The sequence below is a fragment of the Marinimicrobium sp. LS-A18 genome, assembly GCF_000463525.1.
Taxonomy (GTDB): Bacteria; Pseudomonadota; Gammaproteobacteria; order Pseudomonadales; family Cellvibrionaceae; genus Marinimicrobium; species Marinimicrobium koreense.
Genome location: NZ_AWEP01000006.1, coordinates 139,460 through 157,940 on the forward strand (window position 1 = coordinate 139,460; position 18,481 = coordinate 157,940).

Genomic DNA, 18,481 nt, shown 5'->3' on the forward strand with positions numbered 1-18,481 from the left:
CATGGACACGCCGTGAATACGTCCATGTAGGCTCGGTTACCCGCCGTCCAGGCGGGTAACGGTCCATGAGGCCCGTACCCAACTCCTTTCACGCTTCCAGGTTCTAGTTACCTAAAAGCCTAAATTATTCAAAGCGTTAACTTTCTGATTGCGGTAATTCTTTAGCCCAGTACGTGACGGGGATCGGGTAGATGAGTGCGAGACCGTTACCTGCCTGGACGGCAGGTAACCGAGCCCCCATGGATGGGTTTACGGCGTGTCTCGCACTCATCTACCCGATCCCCACCCCAAAACGAGATGGAGAACTAACTCGCCCGAATGACTTCAACCCCTTGGCTTTCCAGTTGGGCTTTGGCGTCATCGGGAAAACCCGAATCCGTCACCAGATAAGCAATCCGCTCCCAGGGCAATTCAAGGTTGTGGATCTTCCGGCCCAATTTGTCCGATTCCGCCATCACGATGACTTCGCGCGCCACCTCGGCCATTACCTGGCTCAGGCTGTACAGCTCATTAAACGTGGTGGTCCCGCGTTCCAGGTCCAGGCCATCGGCGCCAATAAACAGCTGGTCAAAGTTGTAGGAGCGCAGCACCTGTTCGGCCAGCTGCCCCTGAAAGCCTTCGGATTGTGGGTCCCAGGTACCGCCGGTCATCAGCAGGGTGGGTTCGTTTTCCAGCTCACGCAGGGCGTTGGCGATGTTCAGAGAGTTGGTCATCACCACCAGCCCCTGTTTATGGGACAGCTCCGGCAGCAGGGCGGCGGTGGTGGTGCCGCTGTCGATGATGATGCGATTGTGGTCCAGAATCAGGTCCGCTGCGGCCTTGGCCATGGATTGCTTTCGTTCCGAAACTTTTTCGGTACCCGGGTCGACGATCATTTCCTGGGGCAGGGGCACGGCGCCGCCGTAGCGGCGCAGCAGCAGGCCGTTGTCCTCCAGGGCCGCCAGATCCTTGCGGACCGTCACCTCGGAGGTACCGAAATGCTGGGCCAAGTGCTCGACACTCACCTCACCCGCCTGGGTGAGCATGTCGATAATGGCGCGGCGGCGCTGCTGGGTGTTGCGTTTGTTCATGATCCACTTCAGACGACAAGTTTCGATTTGAAAGATATTCTAGTGGATCGAAAGGGTAATGCAAGGTTTTTCGCAGGTAGGAGGGGGTAGAGAGAAGAGAAAACATCAATAAAAAGCCACCGAGGGCGACCCCGGTGGCGCAACGATTGGGCCTCCTTGCCCTGCTGAGTCAGATGATGATCAACTTAGTAGGTGAAACGGGCACCCAGAGCCCAGCGGGCCTCATAGATGTTCTGGAACACTTTCTGATCCTCAAATTCGAGGTAGGTGTCCTGATACTCTTCATTGATGTTGGCGCCGTTCAGGTACACGGACCACTGATCAGTGATGTCGTAGGTGACGTTCAGATCGAGTTGGCCATAGTCATCCTGGTACAGGGCCTGTTCAGCCAGCGTGGCAGCGCCACCAATAGCGATCAGACGGGGCGAGCGGAAGTTGTACGCCAGACGGGCCGACAACCGGTCGTTCTCATACCAACCGACGATGTTGTAGGTATCCTCCGAGTTGTTCGGGAAGGGCAGCTCTTTGCCCGCCAGGCCGGTGGCGTCCTGCGAGCTTTCGGACAATGTGTAGTTCACATCAAAGCCGAAATCGGACAGGAAACCGTCGGTCAGGTCGCCAAAAGCAACTTTCGCGGCCAGCTCGAAACCATTCACCTCGCCACCGGTACCTTGAACCAAAGCTGAGAAAGGCCAGGGACCGCGGTTAATGCCATCGCTATCCGGTTCGTCCAACATGATGGTATCGGTCTGGACAAAGCTGTCGATTTCGATCCGGTACATGGCGGCACTCACCATTGAGGCATCACCCAAATACCATTCCGCGCTCAAGTCATAGTTTTTGGCGCGAGTGGGATCGAGCTCCGGGTTACCGTTCAGACTGCCATCCACAACGCGCATGCACTGACAGTCGTCATTGAAGGTGCGGCCCACACGCTTGGCACCACCCCAGTCCATCAGGTTCAATGGCTGCATGGTTTCACCGTAGCCGAGACGAACAATCACGTCATCGGTCGCGTTGATGGCGACGTTCAGGCTTGGCAAGACGTCTGTGTAGCTCCGGCGGGTCACGACATCACCGGTATCATAGGACACGCCGGAGTGCGGCACTTGAGCGCCCACTTCATTCTGAACCACGGTCAGGTCGGTTTCGATGACTTTGACCCCGAGATTACCGGTGACAAAATCGTCGTAGTTGAAGTTGACTTGGGTGAAGTAGCTGAACTCATTTAAGCCGACGCTGTAAGTTTCCCCCGGCTGTTCGTACTTGATCTGTTCACCGAAGACGCGCTCCTGGAAGGCCAGCGTATCGTCAAGCTCGCGCGGATCCACAGCCCAGACTCCGGGAATGCCGGACACGGGTCCGAAATCGTCGATCCAGACCACATCGGCATTCTGATCCAGGGTCATCGGTGGAATCAGTGTGTATGGCGCATATTCCTGATCACCGTTTTCGTCGAGAACCGGATCACCATTTTCATCGACCAGGAACTCACCTTGTTGCAGATCGGGATCACACTCCGCGGTGCCCGCGAACTGGTCTACCGCTTTCCATTGCGCCTGACAGCCGGTGTCTTCGAATTCCGCGAAGTAGGAGAAAACTTCGTGATCCACAAAGCGCTCACTTTGGCGCAGACCGACATCAACACTGGTAATACCAAAAGGCTGGTCATCAAAGGCATAGTTCCAGCGAGTGCTGAAGGTGTTCATTGTGGCTTCGTCGTCGGTATTACCCTCGGACGAGCCGGCACCGACGTGGTAGGCACTGATGTCGGCCATATAATCCGCTACCGACTGCTCGCCCAGACCACCGTCGACTGTTTGATCGAAGCCACTAAACGCCGGGTGTTCTCCGGACGCATCGTAGCGGATCTGGAAATCGTTGGTTTCAATACCATTGGGTGAGAATTGGATAAAGCAGCCACCGTCTTCACCCACCGGCTCGCCGGGAATGGCGTTGTCACCCGTGCAATCTCCCGCCGGGCGCAGGCCGCCGGGGCCGGTCACCAGGCTTCCCTGATCAATGCTGAGCAGATCGCCCTCGATATAGCCATGACGCATCTGAGCATCGGCACTGGCGCGGGTCAGTCGAACCTGACCGGTGAGAGCACCACCCATGTCAAAGTTCAACTCGGCGCTGCTGTTGTTGGACTCTTCCAGGTTGTAGTTGGTCTGGGTGAACGACTGCATCCGGTAGGGATTCAGATCGTACATGGTGGTAGTGGCCCAGCTATTGCCTTCGTACTCGAAGCGATCCTCGGTAAGACCTTCCTCCACCGGTAGCGCATAGTGGTTGAAACCCTGCCAGCGGCTATTGTGGTTAAAGCCGGCGCGCCGGTTCCAACGTTCCTGCTTGCTGTAGAAATGATCAACGACCAGCTCTACACCATCCGCAAGTTCCGCCTGGAAAGACAGGTTCAGGCCGTCCCGATGACGCTCTTCCGCTTTATTGAATGCGGTCACACCATGAGGCACGGTGTAATAAAAATCGTAGGGGGTGGCCGGACCAATTCCCCAGTAGGTATGGTTGTTGTTGTGCCAACCCAGGTTCCCGCCGTTTTCGGAGGTGTCATTCCAGCCGTTGAAGTTACTGGACAAGTTCTTCTCGGTGGTTACCGCACTGACCAGAAAGCCAACGTTGTCATTTGTCCAACCAACCAAACCACTAACCGTGGGATCGGTCTCCTCGCTGATCGAGCCCTGGTCGACCTCTGCAGAACCAGAGAAAGTCCAACCGTTATCCAGATCAAACGGGCGGCGGGTTTTCAGATCCACAGTGCCGGAAATACCCAGGGTGCTCAGGGTCGCCAGCGGGGATTTGTAGACATCGGCGCCGGAGAACAGCTGGGAGGGCAAGTCACCAAAGTCGGCGCCAGATGAATCGATGGTGGTGGCACTCAGAAAGGTTTCGCCGTTGAGCGAGGTGGCGACATTGGCCAGGCCGCGAATCTGGACCGGACCACCTTCACCGGCGGTTCGCTCCACCTGAATACCGGGAATCCGCTGGAGGGAGTCGGCGATGGTGACATCCGGCAGCTTGCCGATATCTTCGGCGGAAATGGCATCTACGACCGAGGCCGCATCGCGTTTGGTGTTCACCGCGTTGAGCTGGGAGGCGTACACGCCGGTGACCACAATTTCTTCCAGCATGGGCTCATCCTGAGCCTGCACCAATGCGGGTGCGATCAGCAGTGATGAAATGCTGGATGCGAGCAGGGTTTTTCTGAACCCCCTGGGTTTATTGAATGCTTTGCTGCGAGTTTCCATGACGACCTCCTAACGGATCTTATGTTGTTTTGATGGACGTTGTTGGTACTACTGTTTTCTAGCCTATGCTCTTTTTACGCCCGATGGGACAACATTGTCAAACACTTTTTTGTAAAAAGTTGTTCCGGTACCACCCGCCGGTCAATCCAGGCGGGTCGAACGACTGACGTTGTTGTCCAGACGGGTGCGCAACATCACCGGTGCCTGCTCGGCCGATACCGGCGCCTGGAAGGCTTGCCAGTCCAGGCCATTGGTGCTGACTTCGACCGTCAGGCCGGGCAGGGCGGTGTTCACCTGCAATTGGCCGTTTTCCCACCGAGCACCCGGAGGGGCCAGATACGCCTGGACACCGGATTCGGCGAGGCGCGGTAATTCGCGTTCCGCCAGGGTTCGGGCGAACACCGCAAATTCCCGGGCGCGAGCCTCGGCACTGGAAGAGTCCCCTTCCCATTCGGCTCTGTGCCAAGCGCGCTCGGCCAAGGCGAGCAGGCGGGGGTAGACCATGCGCTCGAGCTGCTCCGGGGTACGGATGGTTTCGGTCCAGACCTGGCCCTGAATGCCGAGGATGTTGTCCGGTTGTTTCAGGGGCGGCAGGGCGCGCCCCACTAGCGCCTCGAGGTTGTCGATGGGCGCGCCATTGCGGGTGGTGTCGGCGTTGGCGTAGAGGTGTTCGGGCATGTATCCGAACACTTTGCGGGTATCGGTGTACCGGGTGGCCCAGTAGTAGCCACGCTCTTCGGGGTGTGCCTCGTATGGATGATCGAAATAGAGGTGAGTACCGTGGGAGAGCACCACTTCATAGCCGGCGTTCGCCAGGCGGTAGGCCCGGTCGGCCACGCCCCATTCCCAGATGTTATCCCAGGCGTTGGCGATGACCCGATCGTTGTCAAACTGGCTCCGGTTGAACGGATTGTTCGCGTCGTACATCAGGCCGTCTTCCCAGCCGGCGAGGGCCAGGCCCCGCTTTTTCGCCAGCGCGGCAACGCGGCTGACAAAGTAGGGCTTCAGATCTGCAACACCGGCAATGCCTTCGCGTTCGGCAATCAGATCCCGGCAGGCGGGGGAGCCGGTCCAGGAGCCTTTGCCCACCTCATCGCCTCCCATATGGAAGATGTTCAGCTTGAGTCCGGCGTCACGGTACATCTGCTGCAGCTCGTACATCACCTTGTCCACAAAGGCATAGCTGGAGTCCAGGCAGACATCGATGGAGTTGTCGGTGTAGTTCTGTACGGTCATGTAATCCGAGGTGTCCTCGGGGTGAGACAGCAGGTACTGACGGGCGGCCTCCGGTTGCTCCGCGGCCATCAAACGGCGGTAACGGGCGTCCATGGACTTGATGGCCGCCCGGGCATGACCGGGCATATCGATTTCGGGGATAACTTCAATGTGCCTTGCGGCGGCGTACTCGAGAATCTCAATAAAATCGTCCCGGGTGTAATAGCCATTGCCACTACCACTTTTATGCGGCCCGGTGCCCAGTTGGGTGAGCAGGCAGTCGGTCTCTTCCGGATCAAAGCAGCGTTCACCTCCCACCTCTGTCAATTCGGGCAGGCCGGGGATTTCCAGGCGCCAGCCTTCGTCCTCGGTCAGGTGCAGATGCAGCTTGTTGAGCTTGTAGCGGCCCATCTGTTCGATCAGGCGCAGGGTCACAGCCTGGCCGTGGAAGTTACGGCCCATGTCGTAGTGCATCCCCCGCCAACCGGCGCGGGGCGCATCGAGCACGGTGAGATTGGGCAGGGTGACCGAATCGCTGTCCATGGTCGCCGGCAAGAGTTTCAATAAACTCTGAAGGCCGTAGAAAGCACCGGCATTGTCCCGACCGGTGATGCGGATCTGATCGTCGTCGATTTCCAGCCGGTAGCTTTCCGCCTGTTCCGGTAGATCGGTATCCTCAGACGCCACCCTCAGGCTGATTCTGGGGCCCGAGACCGATTCATGGTCCGCCGCACGCGAGAATTCAGCATCGAACAGCGTCGAGAGCTGCTCCGCCAGGTAGTCAGCCTCTGAGCTCAGACGACCGGCGTAGTGAATGGTCCAGTCCGGCGAGAGAGTCGCGCTGCCCCAATGGGTTTCCAGGGACAGCGGCTTGGGAATGATGCGCTGGCGCACCGCCTGATCGGACACCCGCTGCGAGTGGGTGGCCCGGTTGCGTTCGTAGCGGCGCTCGGCGGTAGCAATCGGCACCTGATCCTGGGCCGAGCGACGCTGCTGGGCCTCCCGGTCGAATACTTCGACAAAGCGGCTCATGTCTTCGGTGTCGGTATTGGCAAACACCGCGGGTTCGCTACCCGGGCGATGAATAAAGGCGCGGGGCATAAAATCGGTATAGGCCGCCATGGCCGAGGAGGGTTCATAGAACAGCTCCAAGGACTCTCCCGGGGCGAGGCCCGGGAAGTCCTCGGTCGGCGCTACCCGGTGTAAATCCCCCTGAACATGGGTCAAATGCAGGCCGGCCACGGTGGTGTCACTCACCCGACGCACCGAGTGGAAATACAACCGCCAGTCACCGGTGCCCTCCGGCAGCGCCACGTCGGAACGGTTGTGCAGCCGGATTCGGGCTTGTGGGCCATCTTCTCCGATGTTGCTGACCACGGCAAAACGCCATTCGGTCTGGGCCGCAAATGCCTTCAATTGGGCGTCGCTGAGTGGTTGGGCAAGGCTGCCCACACTGGCAAAAAGCGCGACTGACAGGAGCAGGACGGTACGTACTATCATTATTGATCTCCACTTGGGGCATGGTCCAAGGTGGAGCATAGCTTACAACGGACAACGTTGTCTAACTAATTATGGATTCTTTCCTGGTTAGGTCAGAAAGTGCTTATCCCAGTTGCCTCCATGGTTCGATACAGCAGTCGGGGCCACAGACTTTCATCGGCGTAGGCGGTGTAGTCCAGGCTGTACTGTTTGCCGGATCGGTTATGCCAACGATCATCAAACCATTGCGCGGCTGCGGTTAACGGCTCAGAGTCGGAAGATCCCCGCAGTACAACGCTGGTTTCGAGATTCAGGCTGTGCAGGTTGCGGCGAGTGAAATTGGTGGAGCCCAACAACATCCGTGCCCGACTTCGGCTATCTTGATGCATCAGCCATTTGGAGTGGCACTGCTCACCGTGTGTATCACACCACCGAACCTGGACCCCGGCATTGACCAGCCCGTGGGCAACGGGGCGATTGGGCACGCCATTTTTTTCGCGCCCGAAGGCGTCTTTGTTGGGGTCGAGCAACACCCGCACCTTAACGCCGCGCTGTGCGGCCTCCTGCAGAGCCCGAACCAGGTGTCGGTCCGATAAATAGAACATTGCCAGGTCCAACCGCTCCCCCGCGGCTGCGCCATTGATGATGTCCAGAGCGGCTCGCTCAACGGCACGCTCGGTCACCACCTGAACCGACAGGGCAGAACCGGCGACTTCACCCTCAGGTCGATCCAGGGACGGCCTTGGCTCGGGTCCGCCAGAGAAGGTAAGAACGGCGGCTTCACTGTCGAGCAGGTCCCACGCCGCCTGACCACCGAAGCGCAACGCGACATTGCCGTGGGCGCTGCTTCCGTCGTGGGGGTTGGCCGATGTAACCAGGGCAGTCAGCTCGTTGTCCTGATCGGCGATAATCAGTTTGCGATGGTTGGCCTTGAAGTTGATCAACGCCAGGTAACTGCGCAGAGACACCCGACCCTCCCCAAATGGATTGGGTAGCGTATCCGTTTCGGTGTTTCCCCAGGGCTGAATAAAAGGACGCCAGAACGCGGAGTAGAGGGGATTGCTGTCGCGCAGCCTGGTGAGATCGGTCAGGGTCACCGAGATGCCGGCGGCTTCTAACCGTTGGAAATGAGGGGAGGGCAAGCCACCGTACAAGGTATTCAGGGGATCACTGATCACCAGAATCTGAATCTCTGGGTGACGGCGTTTTTGGGCGATAAGCCGGTCGGTCAGCTCGTCGGACAGCGCCCGATGCGTGTCGGTCAACTGCCCCTGGTAGGCATTGAACAGAAACATGTCCACGAGAATGAACCGTTCCGCCTGATCGACCAGACGGAAGACCTCGTCAAAAATTCGCTGCTCGGTTTGTCGTTTCCCCTGCGGATCGATATAGGTCCGATCGGCGAGAAACTGGACCCGGGTTGCCCCTCGGGCGGGGGCTTCCATGCTGATACCTTCGGGGAGCGGCCTGAAAGCGCCGCACAGGCCCACCGCCAAAACCACAATCAACAGCAGCCCGAACATGCTGCGAAATGGGCGACGAATGATCGCCCCCGGTACCCATTTAGTCATCGATATTGCGTCCTTTCTGGTGACTCTTTGAGTCAGTCTTTTTTACTCGGTCTCTGCCAGCCCTGAATGTTACGCTGGCGGCCGCGGGCAATCGCCAGTTCCTCATCGGGAACGTCTTTGGTGATGATCGACCCGGCACCCACCGTCGTGTTCTTGCCCAACTTGACCGGCGCCACCAGCGCGCTGTTGGAACCGATAAAAGCATTGTCCCCGATTTCCGTGAGGAATTTGTTGACCCCGTCGTAGTTACAGGTAATCGTGCCGGCGCCGACATTCACACCGGAACCGACCTTGCTGTCGCCGATGTAGCTCAGATGGTTGACCTTGCTGCCTTCGCCAATGGTCGCTTTCTTGATTTCCACAAAGTTGCCGACCTTGGCCCCATCGGCCAGTAAGGTGCCCGGGCGCAGACGCGCAAAGGGCCCGATGGCGCAATGGCTGGATACCCGTGCGCCCTCAATCACCGAGTTGGCTTTGACTTCAGTGCCCGCGCCGATCACGCAGTCTTTCAGGTAGCAGTTGGGTTCTAGGTGCACGCCATCTTCCAGCATGACCTCGCCTTCAAACACACAGTTCACATCAATGACCACATCCCGCCCGACGGTCAGCCGGCCACGGCAGTCAAATCGAGCCGGGTCCATCAGGGTGACCCCTTTGACCATCAACTCTTCCGCCTGACGACTCTGGTAGTACCGCTCGAGGGCCGCCTGCTGTTGACGGTTGTTGATGCCTTCCACCTCTTCCGGTGTGTCCGGCTGAGCCACATGAATGCCCAGGCCACTTTGGCGCGCCATGGCAATAATGTCGGTCAGGTAGTACTCACCCTGGGCGTTATCGTTACTCAGTGCCGGCAGCCACTCGCGCAGGTGTTTGGCTTTAGCAGCCATAATTCCGGTGTTGATTTCGGTGATCCGGCGCTGCTCGTCGTTGGCGTCTTTGTATTCAACAATCGCCTCAACCTGGCCGGCAGCATCGCGCAGGATACGTCCGTAGGCCCCCGGGTCGGGAAGATTCACGGTCAGCAGGCCGATGGTGGTGTCGGTCACCGCCTGGGCCAGCTTTTCCAACGTCGTTGCCTGAGTCAGCGGCACATCGCCGTAAAGAATCAGTACCGTCGCATCGTCACGAAAATGGGGCAGGGCCTGGAGCACCGCGTGGCCGGTGCCCAGCTGTTCGGTCTGGGCCACAAAGCGGATATCGTCGGCCGCCATGCGGGCCTCGACCTGTTCGGCGCCATGGCCCACCACCACCAGAATCTGATCACTGCCCAGTGCCCGGGCGCTGTCGATCACATGCTGCACCAGAGGGCGGCCGCCCACGGGATGAAGCACCTTGGGCAGGTTCGAGCGCATCCGGGTGCCTTTACCGGCAGCGAGAATGACGATATCAAGGGGGGTGGTCATGCGGCGACTCCTTCAACAAACCGTTGATCAGGACAAATTAGGGGGAACAATCGTAGTGTGACGGACGTAAAAAAAGGGCGGCCGATCAGCCACCCTTTTCTGTTGCCAATGCCATGCACGGCGAGGCCTACTTGTTGCTGCCCAACTTCTTGCGAATGGACTGCAGAGTACGCAATTGAGCGGCGGCTTCCGCCAACTGAACCGCGGCCTTGGAATAGTCGATCTCGCCAGACTGGTTGGTGAGCTCTTTCTGGGCGGTTTCTTTGGCTTCCTGGGCGGCTGCTTCATCCATATCATCAGCGCGCAGGGCGGTATCCGCCAACACGGTGACGTGGTAAGGCTGCACTTCCAGATAACCACCGGAAACGTAGTAAATCTCTTCCTCACCATTGTCCTTGACGATGCGCACCGGGCCCGGCTCAAGGCCGGTCAGCAAAGGAGCGTGACCATAGGTCACACCCAGGTCACCCAGGGTACCGGTGGCCACGATCATCTTCACCAACCCGGAGAAGATTTCCCGCTCTGCACTGACAATATCGCAGTGAACTGTCATAGCCATATTTCTGCCTCTAACGCTTCAGGGCCAGTGGCCCGGCATTGCCGGGCCGGCGGGTTACTTTTTCTTGGCCTTGTTGGCTTTCTCGATGGCTTCTTCGATGGTACCAACCATGTAGAACGCCTGCTCCGGCAGATCGTCGTACTCGCCGTCGAGAATGCCTTTAAAGCTGCGAATGGTGTCTTTGAGGGACACGTAAACGCCCGGTGAACCGGTGAATACTTCGGCCACGTGGAACGGCTGGGACAGGAAACGCTCGATTTTACGGGCCCGGGATACGGTCAGCTTGTCTTCTTCTGACAGCTCATCCATACCCAGAATGGCGATGATGTCCTTCAGCTCTTTATAGCGCTGCAGTACGGTCTGAACACCGCGAGCCACTTCGTAGTGCTCCTGACCAATGATCAGCGGGTCCAGCTGACGAGAGGTGGAGTCCAGCGGATCAATGGCCGGGTAGATACCTTTAGAGGCAATGTCACGGCTCAATACTACGGTCGAATCCAGGTGAGCAAACGTAGTCGCCGGAGACGGGTCAGTCAGGTCATCCGCGGGTACGTATACGGCCTGTACCGAGGTGATGGAGCCGGTCTTGGTGGAGGTAATACGCTCCTGCAGAACACCCATCTCTTCAGCCAGAGTCGGCTGATAACCTACCGCAGACGGCATACGACCCAGCAGTGCCGATACTTCGGTACCCGCCAGGGTGTAACGGTAGATGTTGTCGATAAACAGCAGAACGTCCTTACCTTCGTCGCGGAACTTCTCCGCCATGGTCAGACCGGTCAGAGCAACACGCAGACGGTTACCCGGTGGCTCGTTCATCTGGCCGTAAACCATCGCTACCTTGTCCACAACCTTCGAGTCGGTCATTTCGTGGTAGAAGTCGTTACCTTCACGGGTACGCTCACCCACACCGGCGAATACCGACAGACCGGAGTGCTCTTTGGCGATGTTGTTGATCAGTTCCATCATGTTCACGGTCTTGCCCACACCGGCACCACCGAACAGACCAACCTTACCACCCTTGGCGAACGGGCATACCAGGTCGATCACCTTGATGCCGGTTTCCAGCAGCTCGTTGGACGCGGCCAGTTCTTCGTACGCCGGGGCATCGCGGTGAATCTGCATGCGCTCGTCTTCACCGATGGGGCCGGCCTCATCAATCGGGTCGCCCAGGACGTTCATGATACGACCCAGGGTTTTGGTGCCCACCGGAACCTTGATCGGCTCCTTGGTGTTGCTCACATCCAGACCACGACGCAGACCTTCAGAGGAGCCCAGGGCAATGGTGCGTACCACGCCGTCGCCCAGTTGCTGCTGCACTTCCAGAGTCAGGTCTTGCTCGGTGACTTTCAGTGCATCATAGATTTGCGGCACGGCATCGCGCGGGAATTCCACGTCGATCACGGCGCCGATAATTTGTACGATACGTCCGCTACTCATTTCCGGTTCCTCTTGGTTTCAGATCCGGCCGACTGTCAGTGAATGACGAGGGCAGCCTGAGACTGAAGGTTTTAACTCAAAAAAGGGTTCTCAGCTCTGGGCCTTAAGAGGCCACGGCGGCGGCACCGCCCACAATTTCCGACAGCTCCTGGGTAATCGCGGCCTGACGGGCTTTGTTGTACACCAGTTGCAGGTCACTGATCAGGTCACCGGCATTGTCGGTGGCGCTCTTCATGGCCACCATACGCGCGGCCTGCTCACAGGCGCCGTTTTCAACCACTGCCTGATACACCTGAGACTCGATATAACGAATCAGCAGACCGTCGAGCAGTTGCTCGGCGTCCGGCTCGTACAGGTAATCCCAGTGGTGCTTAAGCTTTTGGTCTTCTTCGGCCACCAGCGGCAACAACTGCTGAACTTCAGGTTGCTGAGTCATGGTGTTGATGAATTCGTTACCGACCAGGTAAAGCTTGTCGATCTTGCCTTCGCCAAACGCGTCCAGCATGACCTTGACGCTGCCAATCAGGGAAGCGACGGTCGGCGCCTCACCCAGATCGCGTGCGCTGGCTACCACATTGCCGCCGTGGCTGTTGAAAAACGCACCGGCTTTGGCACCCAGCAAGCAAAGATCCACTGCCACACCCTGCTCGGACCAGGACTTCATGGACTTCAGTGCGGCCTTGAACACGTTGACGTTCAGGCCACCACACAGACCGCGGTCACTGGAGACAATGATGTAACCCACCCGTTTGACTTCGCGCTCTTCCATATAGCGGTTTTTGTATTCGGGGTTGGCGTTGGCCAGGTGACCGACCACGGCACGCATGCGCTGGGCATAGGGCTTGCCCCGCTCCATACGCTCCTGAGCTTTACGCATCTTACTCGCGGCGACCATTTCCATCGCGCTGGTAATTTTCTGCGTGCTTTTAATGCTCGAAATCTGCGTCCGAATCTCTTTTGCGCCTGCCATACTCAAAGGCCCTCAAGCGTGAATGAAGCGGTGCCTTTCGGCACCGCCGGTCTTACCAGGTCTGAGTGGATTTGAACTTGTCCACCAGGGCTTTCATCTTGCCTTGCAGCTCATCGTTCCAGTTGCCGGTTTCGTTGATTTCTTTCAACAGGTCGGCACCTTCGCTTTCAGCGTAGGAGAGCAGGGCACTTTCAAAGTCCAGAACCTTGTTTACTTCCACGTCTTGCAGATAGCCTTCGTTGGCGCAGAACAGAACCAGTGCCATCTGGGCAATGCTCATCGGCGAGTACTGATTCTGCTTCATCAGCTCGGTCACACGTTCACCGTGCTCCAGCTGAGCCTTGGTGGCCTCATCCAGGTCAGAGGCAAACTGGGAGAAAGCCGCCAGTTCGCGATACTGAGCCAGAGCGGTACGAATACCACCGGACAGTTTCTTGATCACTTTGGTCTGTGCGGAACCACCCACACGGGATACCGAGATACCGGCGTTCATCGCCGGACGGATGCCCGAGTTGAACATCGAGGTTTCCAGGAAGATCTGACCGTCGGTAATGGAGATCACGTTCGTCGGTACGAACGCCGATACGTCACCGGCCTGGGTTTCAATGATCGGCAGCGCGGTCAGTGAGCCGGTTTTGCCTTTCACTTCACCATTGGTGAACTTCTCAACGTAATCGGCACTGACTCGTGCAGCGCGCTCGAGCAGACGCGAGTGCAGGTAGAATACATCACCCGGGTAGGCTTCACGGCCCGGCGGACGACGCAGCAGCAGGGAGATCTGGCGATAGGCCCAGGCCTGCTTGGTCAGGTCATCATAAATGATCAGCGCGTCCTGACCGCGGTCGCGGTAGTACTCACCAATGGTACAACCGGCGAAGGCCGCCAGGTACTGCATGGCCGCCGGATCCGAAGCGGTAGCAGCCACCACAACGGTGTGATCCATGGCGCCGTGCTCTTCCAGCTTGCGAACCACAGAAGCAATGGAGGAGGCTTTCTGGCCGATGGCCACGTAGATACACTTAATACCGGAGTCTTTCTGGTTGATGATGGCGTCTACCGCAATGGCGGATTTACCGATCTGACGGTCACCAATGATCAACTCACGCTGACCGCGACCGATCGGCACCATGGAGTCAACCGCTTTCAGACCCAGTTGAACCGGCTGGTCAACAGACTGACGCCAGATAACACCGGGAGCCACCTTTTCAATGGCGTCGGTTTCTTTGGTGTCAACCGGACCCTTACCATCGATCGGGTTACCCAGTGCATCGATGACGCGGCCTTCCAGCTCGGGGCCTACCGGCACCTCCAGAATACGTCCGGTGCACTTACAGGTCTGGCCTTCGGCCACACCCAGGTAGTCGCCCAGAATTACCGCACCGACGGAGTCGCGCTCCAGGTTCAGTGCCATACCGAAACGACCGCCTTCAAATTCGATCATCTCGCCGTACATCACGTCCATCAGGCCGTGAATACGCACGATGCCGTCGGACACGGAAACCACCGTGCCCTGGTTGCGGGCTTCGGCGGACACATCGAGTTTGTCGATGCGCTGCTTGATAATGTCGCTAATCTCGGATGGATTCAGCTGCTGCATGCTTTTTTCCTCAATCCTACGAATTGATTGCTTTGGCGAGTTTTTCTAACCGACCGCGCATCGAGCCGTCGATGACCAAATCACCTGCTTTAACGATAACGCCCGCCAGAAGCTGTTCGTCGACCTGGGCCCGGACGCTGATTTTGCGCTTGAGCTTGTCGCTGAGAGCCTGAGCCAGTTTTTCCTGCTCGGCATCCGCCAGGGTGAAGGCGGTGGTCAGCTCGACATCCACCGACTGCTCCTGGGCGTGCTTGAACGCCTCGAACAGTTGCTGAATTTCCGGCAACAAAATCAGACGCTTGTTCTGGGCCAGAAGCTGAACGTAGTTGCGCACTGGCTGGCTCAGTTCGTCACCGCAGGCCTCGATCAGAACGTCGGCCTGTTGTTGGGCCGACAGTGACGGTGACGCGATACGATCGGCCATGGTGCCGTATTGGCTGGCGCCGGCCAGAGTCGCCAGTTGCTGGGCCCAACCGCTCAGATCCTGTGCTTCCAGCGCGTATTGAAACGCCGCTTTGGCATAGGGTCGGGCGAGGGTAGTCAGTTCAGCCACAGTTCACCTCACTTAAAGATTGGCAGCCAGTTTGTCGATCATGGACTTGTGCTTGGATTCGTCAATTTCCGCTTCCAGCACTTTCTGTGCACCGAGCAGAGCCAACTGGGACACTTGGCCACGCAGCTTCTCTTTGGCACGGTTCACTTCCTGCTCCACTTCGGCTTCGGCCGCGGACCGGATACGCTCGGCTTCTACCCGAGCCTGGTCTTTGGCTTCTTCAACAAGCTTGGCGGCGCGCTTATTGGCGGACTCGACGATACCGGCCGCTTCCTGTTTGGCTTCGCGCAGGGTCTTGGCGGCTTTCTCTTTCGCCAGTTCCAGATCCTTGTCGGCGCGATCCGCGGCGGCCAGGCCATCCGCAATGCGCTTCTGACGCTCGGCCATTGCGTCGGTGATGAACGGCCACACGTACTTCATGCAGAACAGCACGAAGAAAATAAACGCGATGGACTGTCCGATTAGGGTCAAATTAATGTTCACGCCGATAACCTCTGTTCCAGTAACGCTTTTGGCTTTAACCGTGTGCGCTCACAACCGGTGATGCACACGGATCGGGTTTCTGGGAGTTCGCGAGGTCTTACGCCAGGCCCGGTACGGTAACGAACAGGATGTACATGGCGATACCTACACCAATCATCGGAACGGCGTCCAACAGACCGGCGATCAGGAACATTTTGCCCTGCAGCATCGGAGCCAGTTCCGGCTGACGAGCGGAACCTTCCAGCAGCTTACCGCCCAACAGAGCGAAGCCGATAGCGGTACCCAGTGCGCCCAGGCCAATCAACAGTGCAACAGCAATCAGTGCCATACCCATGGTAGTTCTCCTCAGTTTTAAAAAAAGATAAGTGAGTTGTTCAAAACGTTAGTGCGTAAACTGGTCTTCGTCTTCCACATGGTGCGCCATGGCCATGTACACGATGGTCAACACCATGAATACGAAGGCCTGCAGGGTAATCACCAGAATGTGGAACACCGCCCAACCCCACTGCAGGAAGCCGCCGAAAATACCGATGATCAGGCCGGCGGAATACATGGTGGCGATCAGGATAAAAATCATTTCACCCGCATAGAGGTTGCCGAACAGTCGCAGGCCCAGAGAAATCGGCTTGGCGATCAGGGCAATGGACTCCAGGGCAAAGTTGATCGGAATCAGCAGCAGGTTCACATACCACTTGTCGGTATGGAAAGGGTGCAGGGTCAGTTCTTTGACGAACCCCATAAAGCCTTTTTTGACGATACTGAAGCCGATCATCAGCAGGAATACGGTAAAGCCCATGGACAGGGTGATGTTCGGATCGGTGGTGGGCACGATCTTGAAGTAGAAGTGACTGTCGCCGGCGATCCACATCGCCAGTGAGGGAATCCAGTCCACCGGCACCAGGTCCATCAAGTTCATCAGGAACACCCAGACAAAGATGGTCAGGGCGAGCGGGGCGATCATGGCGTTTTTATGCTGGAAGCCGTCTTTGACGGTTTTGTCGATGAACTCGATGATGATTTCAACAAAGTTCAGCAGACCGGTGGGAACCCCCGCGTGGGCCTTTTTGGCCGCCCAGCGGAAAACGCCGATAAACAACAGACCGAGACCGATGGACCAGGCCATGGAGTCGAGGTGAATGGCATTGAATCCCATGGCAGACATGGCTTCGGAACATTTGGCCACCGTCCAGCCGGTGGTTTCCTGCACCTGATAGCCGTCACAGTAGGAGCCTTCCGGCAGTTTGCCATAGGTCCAGTTGGTCAGGTGGTGCTGAATATACTCGGTAGTTGTGGGAGTGTACTCTTCCGCTGCCATCCAAATAGTCTCTTTGTGTGAGTTCAACCTAGCCCTGGTGACGCGCCAGGGTGCGGGCGGTGACCAGACTGGCGCCCAGGTGTGCACCGGCAAATGCGATAAAAAATGCCGCCAGATGAATCTCTTTCACCTGCATGAACACAGCCGCAAACAATGCCGCCGTGAGTAAAAACTTAATGGTTTCCGCCCGGTAAATGGCTTGCACCGCGGCTCCGGACTGCCGGGCACCGCCCAAGCGGCGGAAACTGTACCAGGCAAAACAGGCGCCGGGGAGGGCGCTGACCGCAATTCCCCAGAGCGCTGACAGGCCCAGTCGGGTCTCAAACAGCCAAAGGCTCCCCGCTGCGATGAACAGCAGCAGCCAGAACAACAACAAGCGCGAAAGAACCGGAGGCCGGGCAATCGACTGTGTTCGGCGCTGTCGTGATGGCGTGGCGTTTATCAAAAGCTCGTCTGTTCGACCTGAGTGTCCAGCCCAGACGCCAAGCGACCGGGCCGCAGCATTATAGGGATAAAGCCCCCCCGCTTCAACCTGAGTCGGAAGCATTTACAACGCCGCTAATTATCGGATAATTCTCACTTTTTGCCGTTTTGACCGATTACTCAAAAAACCCGCTATTTGATGTGAGCGAGAATGCCGTCGAGCTCGTCCAGATTGTTGTAATTGATCACCAGCTTGCCTTTGCCCTTGGCCGTGTGTTGAATGGCCACACCGGCGCCCAATGTCTCCGAAAGCTGTTCCTCCAGGCGGCGAATATCCGCCGAGGGCGCAGCCGGCTTTACTGTGTTCTTGTGCTTCTGCTCCTGAAGATTGCGGACCAGGGTCTCGGTTTGCCGGACCGACAGGGCCTTGCCGACCACCTGACGGGCCGCGACCCGCTGATCTTCGGGCTCCAGAGTGAGCAACGCCCGGGCGTGGCCCATTTCCAGGTCGCCATGCTCGAGCATGGTTTTGACTTCCTCGGTCAGGGCAATCAGGCGCAACAGGTTGGTCACCGTGGTGCGGGATTTGCCCACCGCTTGGGCCACTTCGCCCTGGGTCAGCTCAAATTCTTCCTGCAGCCGCTTGAGGGCCATGGCCTCTTCGATCGGGTTGAGATCTTCGCGCTGGATGTTTTCGATCAGCGCCATGGCAATGGCGGCTTCGTCGGGCACATCCCGGATGACTGCGGGAATCTTGTCCAGACCCGCCAGTTGAGTGGCCCGCCAGCGACGTTCACCGGCGATGATTTCGTATTTTTCCGGGGCGATAAGCCGGACCACGATCGGCTGCATCACGCCCTGGGCTTTGATGGAGTCCGCAAGTTCTTCCAGTGCCTCGGGGTGCATGTCGCGACGGGGTTGGTAGCGCCCGCGCTGAATCATTTCCACCGGAATGTGGGCGAGCCGGCCATCGGCCAGTGCTTCCTCGACGGCCTGAGGCGAATCCGGAGTGGGTGTATCCGCCGGAGCCGGCGTCACGCCCGCCCCCAGAAGGGCATCCAAGCCTTTGCCTAAGCCTTTGCGTTTTCCCGCCATTACCTTGCCCTGCTGATGATTTGCTGTAATTCAGTGATGGTT

Annotated in this window: 15 protein-coding genes; all 15 read right to left on the reverse strand. The window is 57.9% G+C overall.

Annotation, left to right across the window (positions count from 1 at the left end; all coding sequences use genetic code 11):
• Positions 1–305: 305 nt before the first annotated feature.
• The 15 genes from N645_RS0112000 to N645_RS0112070 all read right to left on the reverse strand — a co-directional run bounded on the left by N645_RS0112000 (position 306) and on the right by N645_RS0112070 (position 18,439).
• Positions 306–1,070: a DeoR/GlpR family DNA-binding transcription regulator gene (locus N645_RS0112000; protein ID WP_024461760.1), complete on the reverse strand. Its 765-nt coding sequence runs from the start codon at positions 1,068–1,070 to the stop codon at positions 306–308.
• Between the two features lie 185 nt (positions 1,071–1,255).
• On the reverse strand, positions 1,256–4,336 hold the full coding sequence (locus tag N645_RS0112005) for a TonB-dependent receptor (protein WP_024461761.1): 3,081 nt from the start codon (positions 4,334–4,336) through the stop codon (positions 1,256–1,258).
• Positions 4,337–4,477: 141 nt separating this feature from the next.
• Positions 4,478–7,051, reverse strand: a complete 2,574-nt coding sequence (locus tag N645_RS0112010) for a family 20 glycosylhydrolase (RefSeq protein WP_024461762.1) — start codon at positions 7,049–7,051, stop codon at positions 4,478–4,480.
• 92 nt (positions 7,052–7,143) lie between these two features.
• The gene (locus N645_RS0112015; RefSeq protein WP_024461763.1) at positions 7,144–8,601 is read right to left on the reverse strand and encodes a phospholipase D-like domain-containing protein; all 1,458 of its coding nucleotides are present in this window, start codon (positions 8,599–8,601) and stop codon (positions 7,144–7,146) included.
• 32 nt (positions 8,602–8,633) lie between these two features.
• Positions 8,634–10,004, reverse strand: a complete 1,371-nt coding sequence (gene glmU / locus N645_RS0112020) for a bifunctional UDP-N-acetylglucosamine diphosphorylase/glucosamine-1-phosphate N-acetyltransferase GlmU (protein WP_024461764.1) — start codon at positions 10,002–10,004, stop codon at positions 8,634–8,636.
• A gap of 127 nt (positions 10,005–10,131) precedes the next feature.
• The gene (locus tag N645_RS0112025) at positions 10,132–10,563 is read right to left on the reverse strand and encodes a F0F1 ATP synthase subunit epsilon (protein ID WP_024461765.1); all 432 of its coding nucleotides are present in this window, start codon (positions 10,561–10,563) and stop codon (positions 10,132–10,134) included.
• A 54-nt stretch (positions 10,564–10,617) separates the two neighbouring features.
• Positions 10,618–12,003, reverse strand: a complete 1,386-nt coding sequence (gene atpD, locus N645_RS0112030) for a F0F1 ATP synthase subunit beta (RefSeq protein ID WP_024461766.1) — start codon at positions 12,001–12,003, stop codon at positions 10,618–10,620.
• 103 nt (positions 12,004–12,106) lie between these two features.
• Positions 12,107–12,973 carry a F0F1 ATP synthase subunit gamma gene (atpG, locus tag N645_RS0112035; RefSeq protein WP_024461767.1) on the reverse strand — a complete coding sequence of 289 codons (867 nt, stop codon included), beginning with the start codon at positions 12,971–12,973 and terminating at the stop codon, positions 12,107–12,109.
• Between the two features lie 52 nt (positions 12,974–13,025).
• The gene (atpA, locus tag N645_RS0112040; RefSeq protein WP_024461768.1) at positions 13,026–14,570 is read right to left on the reverse strand and encodes a F0F1 ATP synthase subunit alpha; all 1,545 of its coding nucleotides are present in this window, start codon (positions 14,568–14,570) and stop codon (positions 13,026–13,028) included.
• A gap of 16 nt (positions 14,571–14,586) precedes the next feature.
• Entirely contained in the window at positions 14,587–15,123 is a 537-nt protein-coding gene (locus N645_RS0112045) for a F0F1 ATP synthase subunit delta (protein WP_024461769.1), read from the reverse strand.
• A 12-nt stretch (positions 15,124–15,135) separates the two neighbouring features.
• The gene (locus tag N645_RS0112050) at positions 15,136–15,606 is read right to left on the reverse strand and encodes a F0F1 ATP synthase subunit B (RefSeq protein ID WP_024461770.1); all 471 of its coding nucleotides are present in this window, start codon (positions 15,604–15,606) and stop codon (positions 15,136–15,138) included.
• 97 nt (positions 15,607–15,703) lie between these two features.
• Positions 15,704–15,940 (reverse strand): F0F1 ATP synthase subunit C, encoded by a 237-nt coding sequence (gene atpE, locus N645_RS0112055; RefSeq protein WP_024461771.1) that lies wholly within the window; start codon positions 15,938–15,940, stop codon positions 15,704–15,706.
• Positions 15,941–15,988: 48 nt separating this feature from the next.
• Positions 15,989–16,921, reverse strand: a complete 933-nt coding sequence (gene atpB, locus N645_RS0112060) for a F0F1 ATP synthase subunit A (protein WP_024461772.1) — start codon at positions 16,919–16,921, stop codon at positions 15,989–15,991.
• Positions 16,922–16,949: 28 nt separating this feature from the next.
• Positions 16,950–17,297, reverse strand: coding sequence for an ATP synthase subunit I (locus N645_RS0112065; RefSeq protein ID WP_024461773.1), 348 nt, complete (start codon positions 17,295–17,297; stop codon positions 16,950–16,952).
• 239 nt (positions 17,298–17,536) lie between these two features.
• Complete coding sequence (locus N645_RS0112070) at positions 17,537–18,439, reverse strand: ParB/RepB/Spo0J family partition protein (RefSeq protein WP_024461774.1); 903 nt, start codon at positions 18,437–18,439, stop codon at positions 17,537–17,539.
• Positions 18,440–18,481: the final 42 nt, after the last annotated feature.

Coding starts and splice junctions, on each gene's coding strand:
- N645_RS0112005 (WP_024461761.1), bottom strand. CDS start 4,336: ATGGAAACTCGCAGCAAAGCATTCAATAAACCCAGGGGGTTCAGAAAA.
- atpG (WP_024461767.1), bottom strand. CDS start 12,973: ATGGCAGGCGCAAAAGAGATTCGGACGCAGATTTCGAGCATTAAAAGC.
- N645_RS0112070 (WP_024461774.1), bottom strand. CDS start 18,439: ATGGCGGGAAAACGCAAAGGCTTAGGCAAAGGCTTGGATGCCCTTCTG.
- N645_RS0112025 (WP_024461765.1), bottom strand. CDS start 10,563: ATGGCTATGACAGTTCACTGCGATATTGTCAGTGCAGAGCGGGAAATC.
- atpE (WP_024461771.1), bottom strand. CDS start 15,940: ATGGGTATGGCACTGATTGCTGTTGCACTGTTGATTGGCCTGGGCGCA.
- glmU (WP_024461764.1), bottom strand. CDS start 10,004: ATGACCACCCCCCTTGATATCGTCATTCTCGCTGCCGGTAAAGGCACC.
- atpB (WP_024461772.1), bottom strand. CDS start 16,921: ATGGCAGCGGAAGAGTACACTCCCACAACTACCGAGTATATTCAGCAC.
- N645_RS0112010 (WP_024461762.1), bottom strand. CDS start 7,051: ATGATAGTACGTACCGTCCTGCTCCTGTCAGTCGCGCTTTTTGCCAGT.
- atpD (WP_024461766.1), bottom strand. CDS start 12,003: ATGAGTAGCGGACGTATCGTACAAATTATCGGCGCCGTGATCGACGTG.
- N645_RS0112000 (WP_024461760.1), bottom strand. CDS start 1,070: ATGAACAAACGCAACACCCAGCAGCGCCGCCGCGCCATTATCGACATG.
- atpA (WP_024461768.1), bottom strand. CDS start 14,570: ATGCAGCAGCTGAATCCATCCGAGATTAGCGACATTATCAAGCAGCGC.
- N645_RS0112015 (WP_024461763.1), bottom strand. CDS start 8,601: ATGACTAAATGGGTACCGGGGGCGATCATTCGTCGCCCATTTCGCAGC.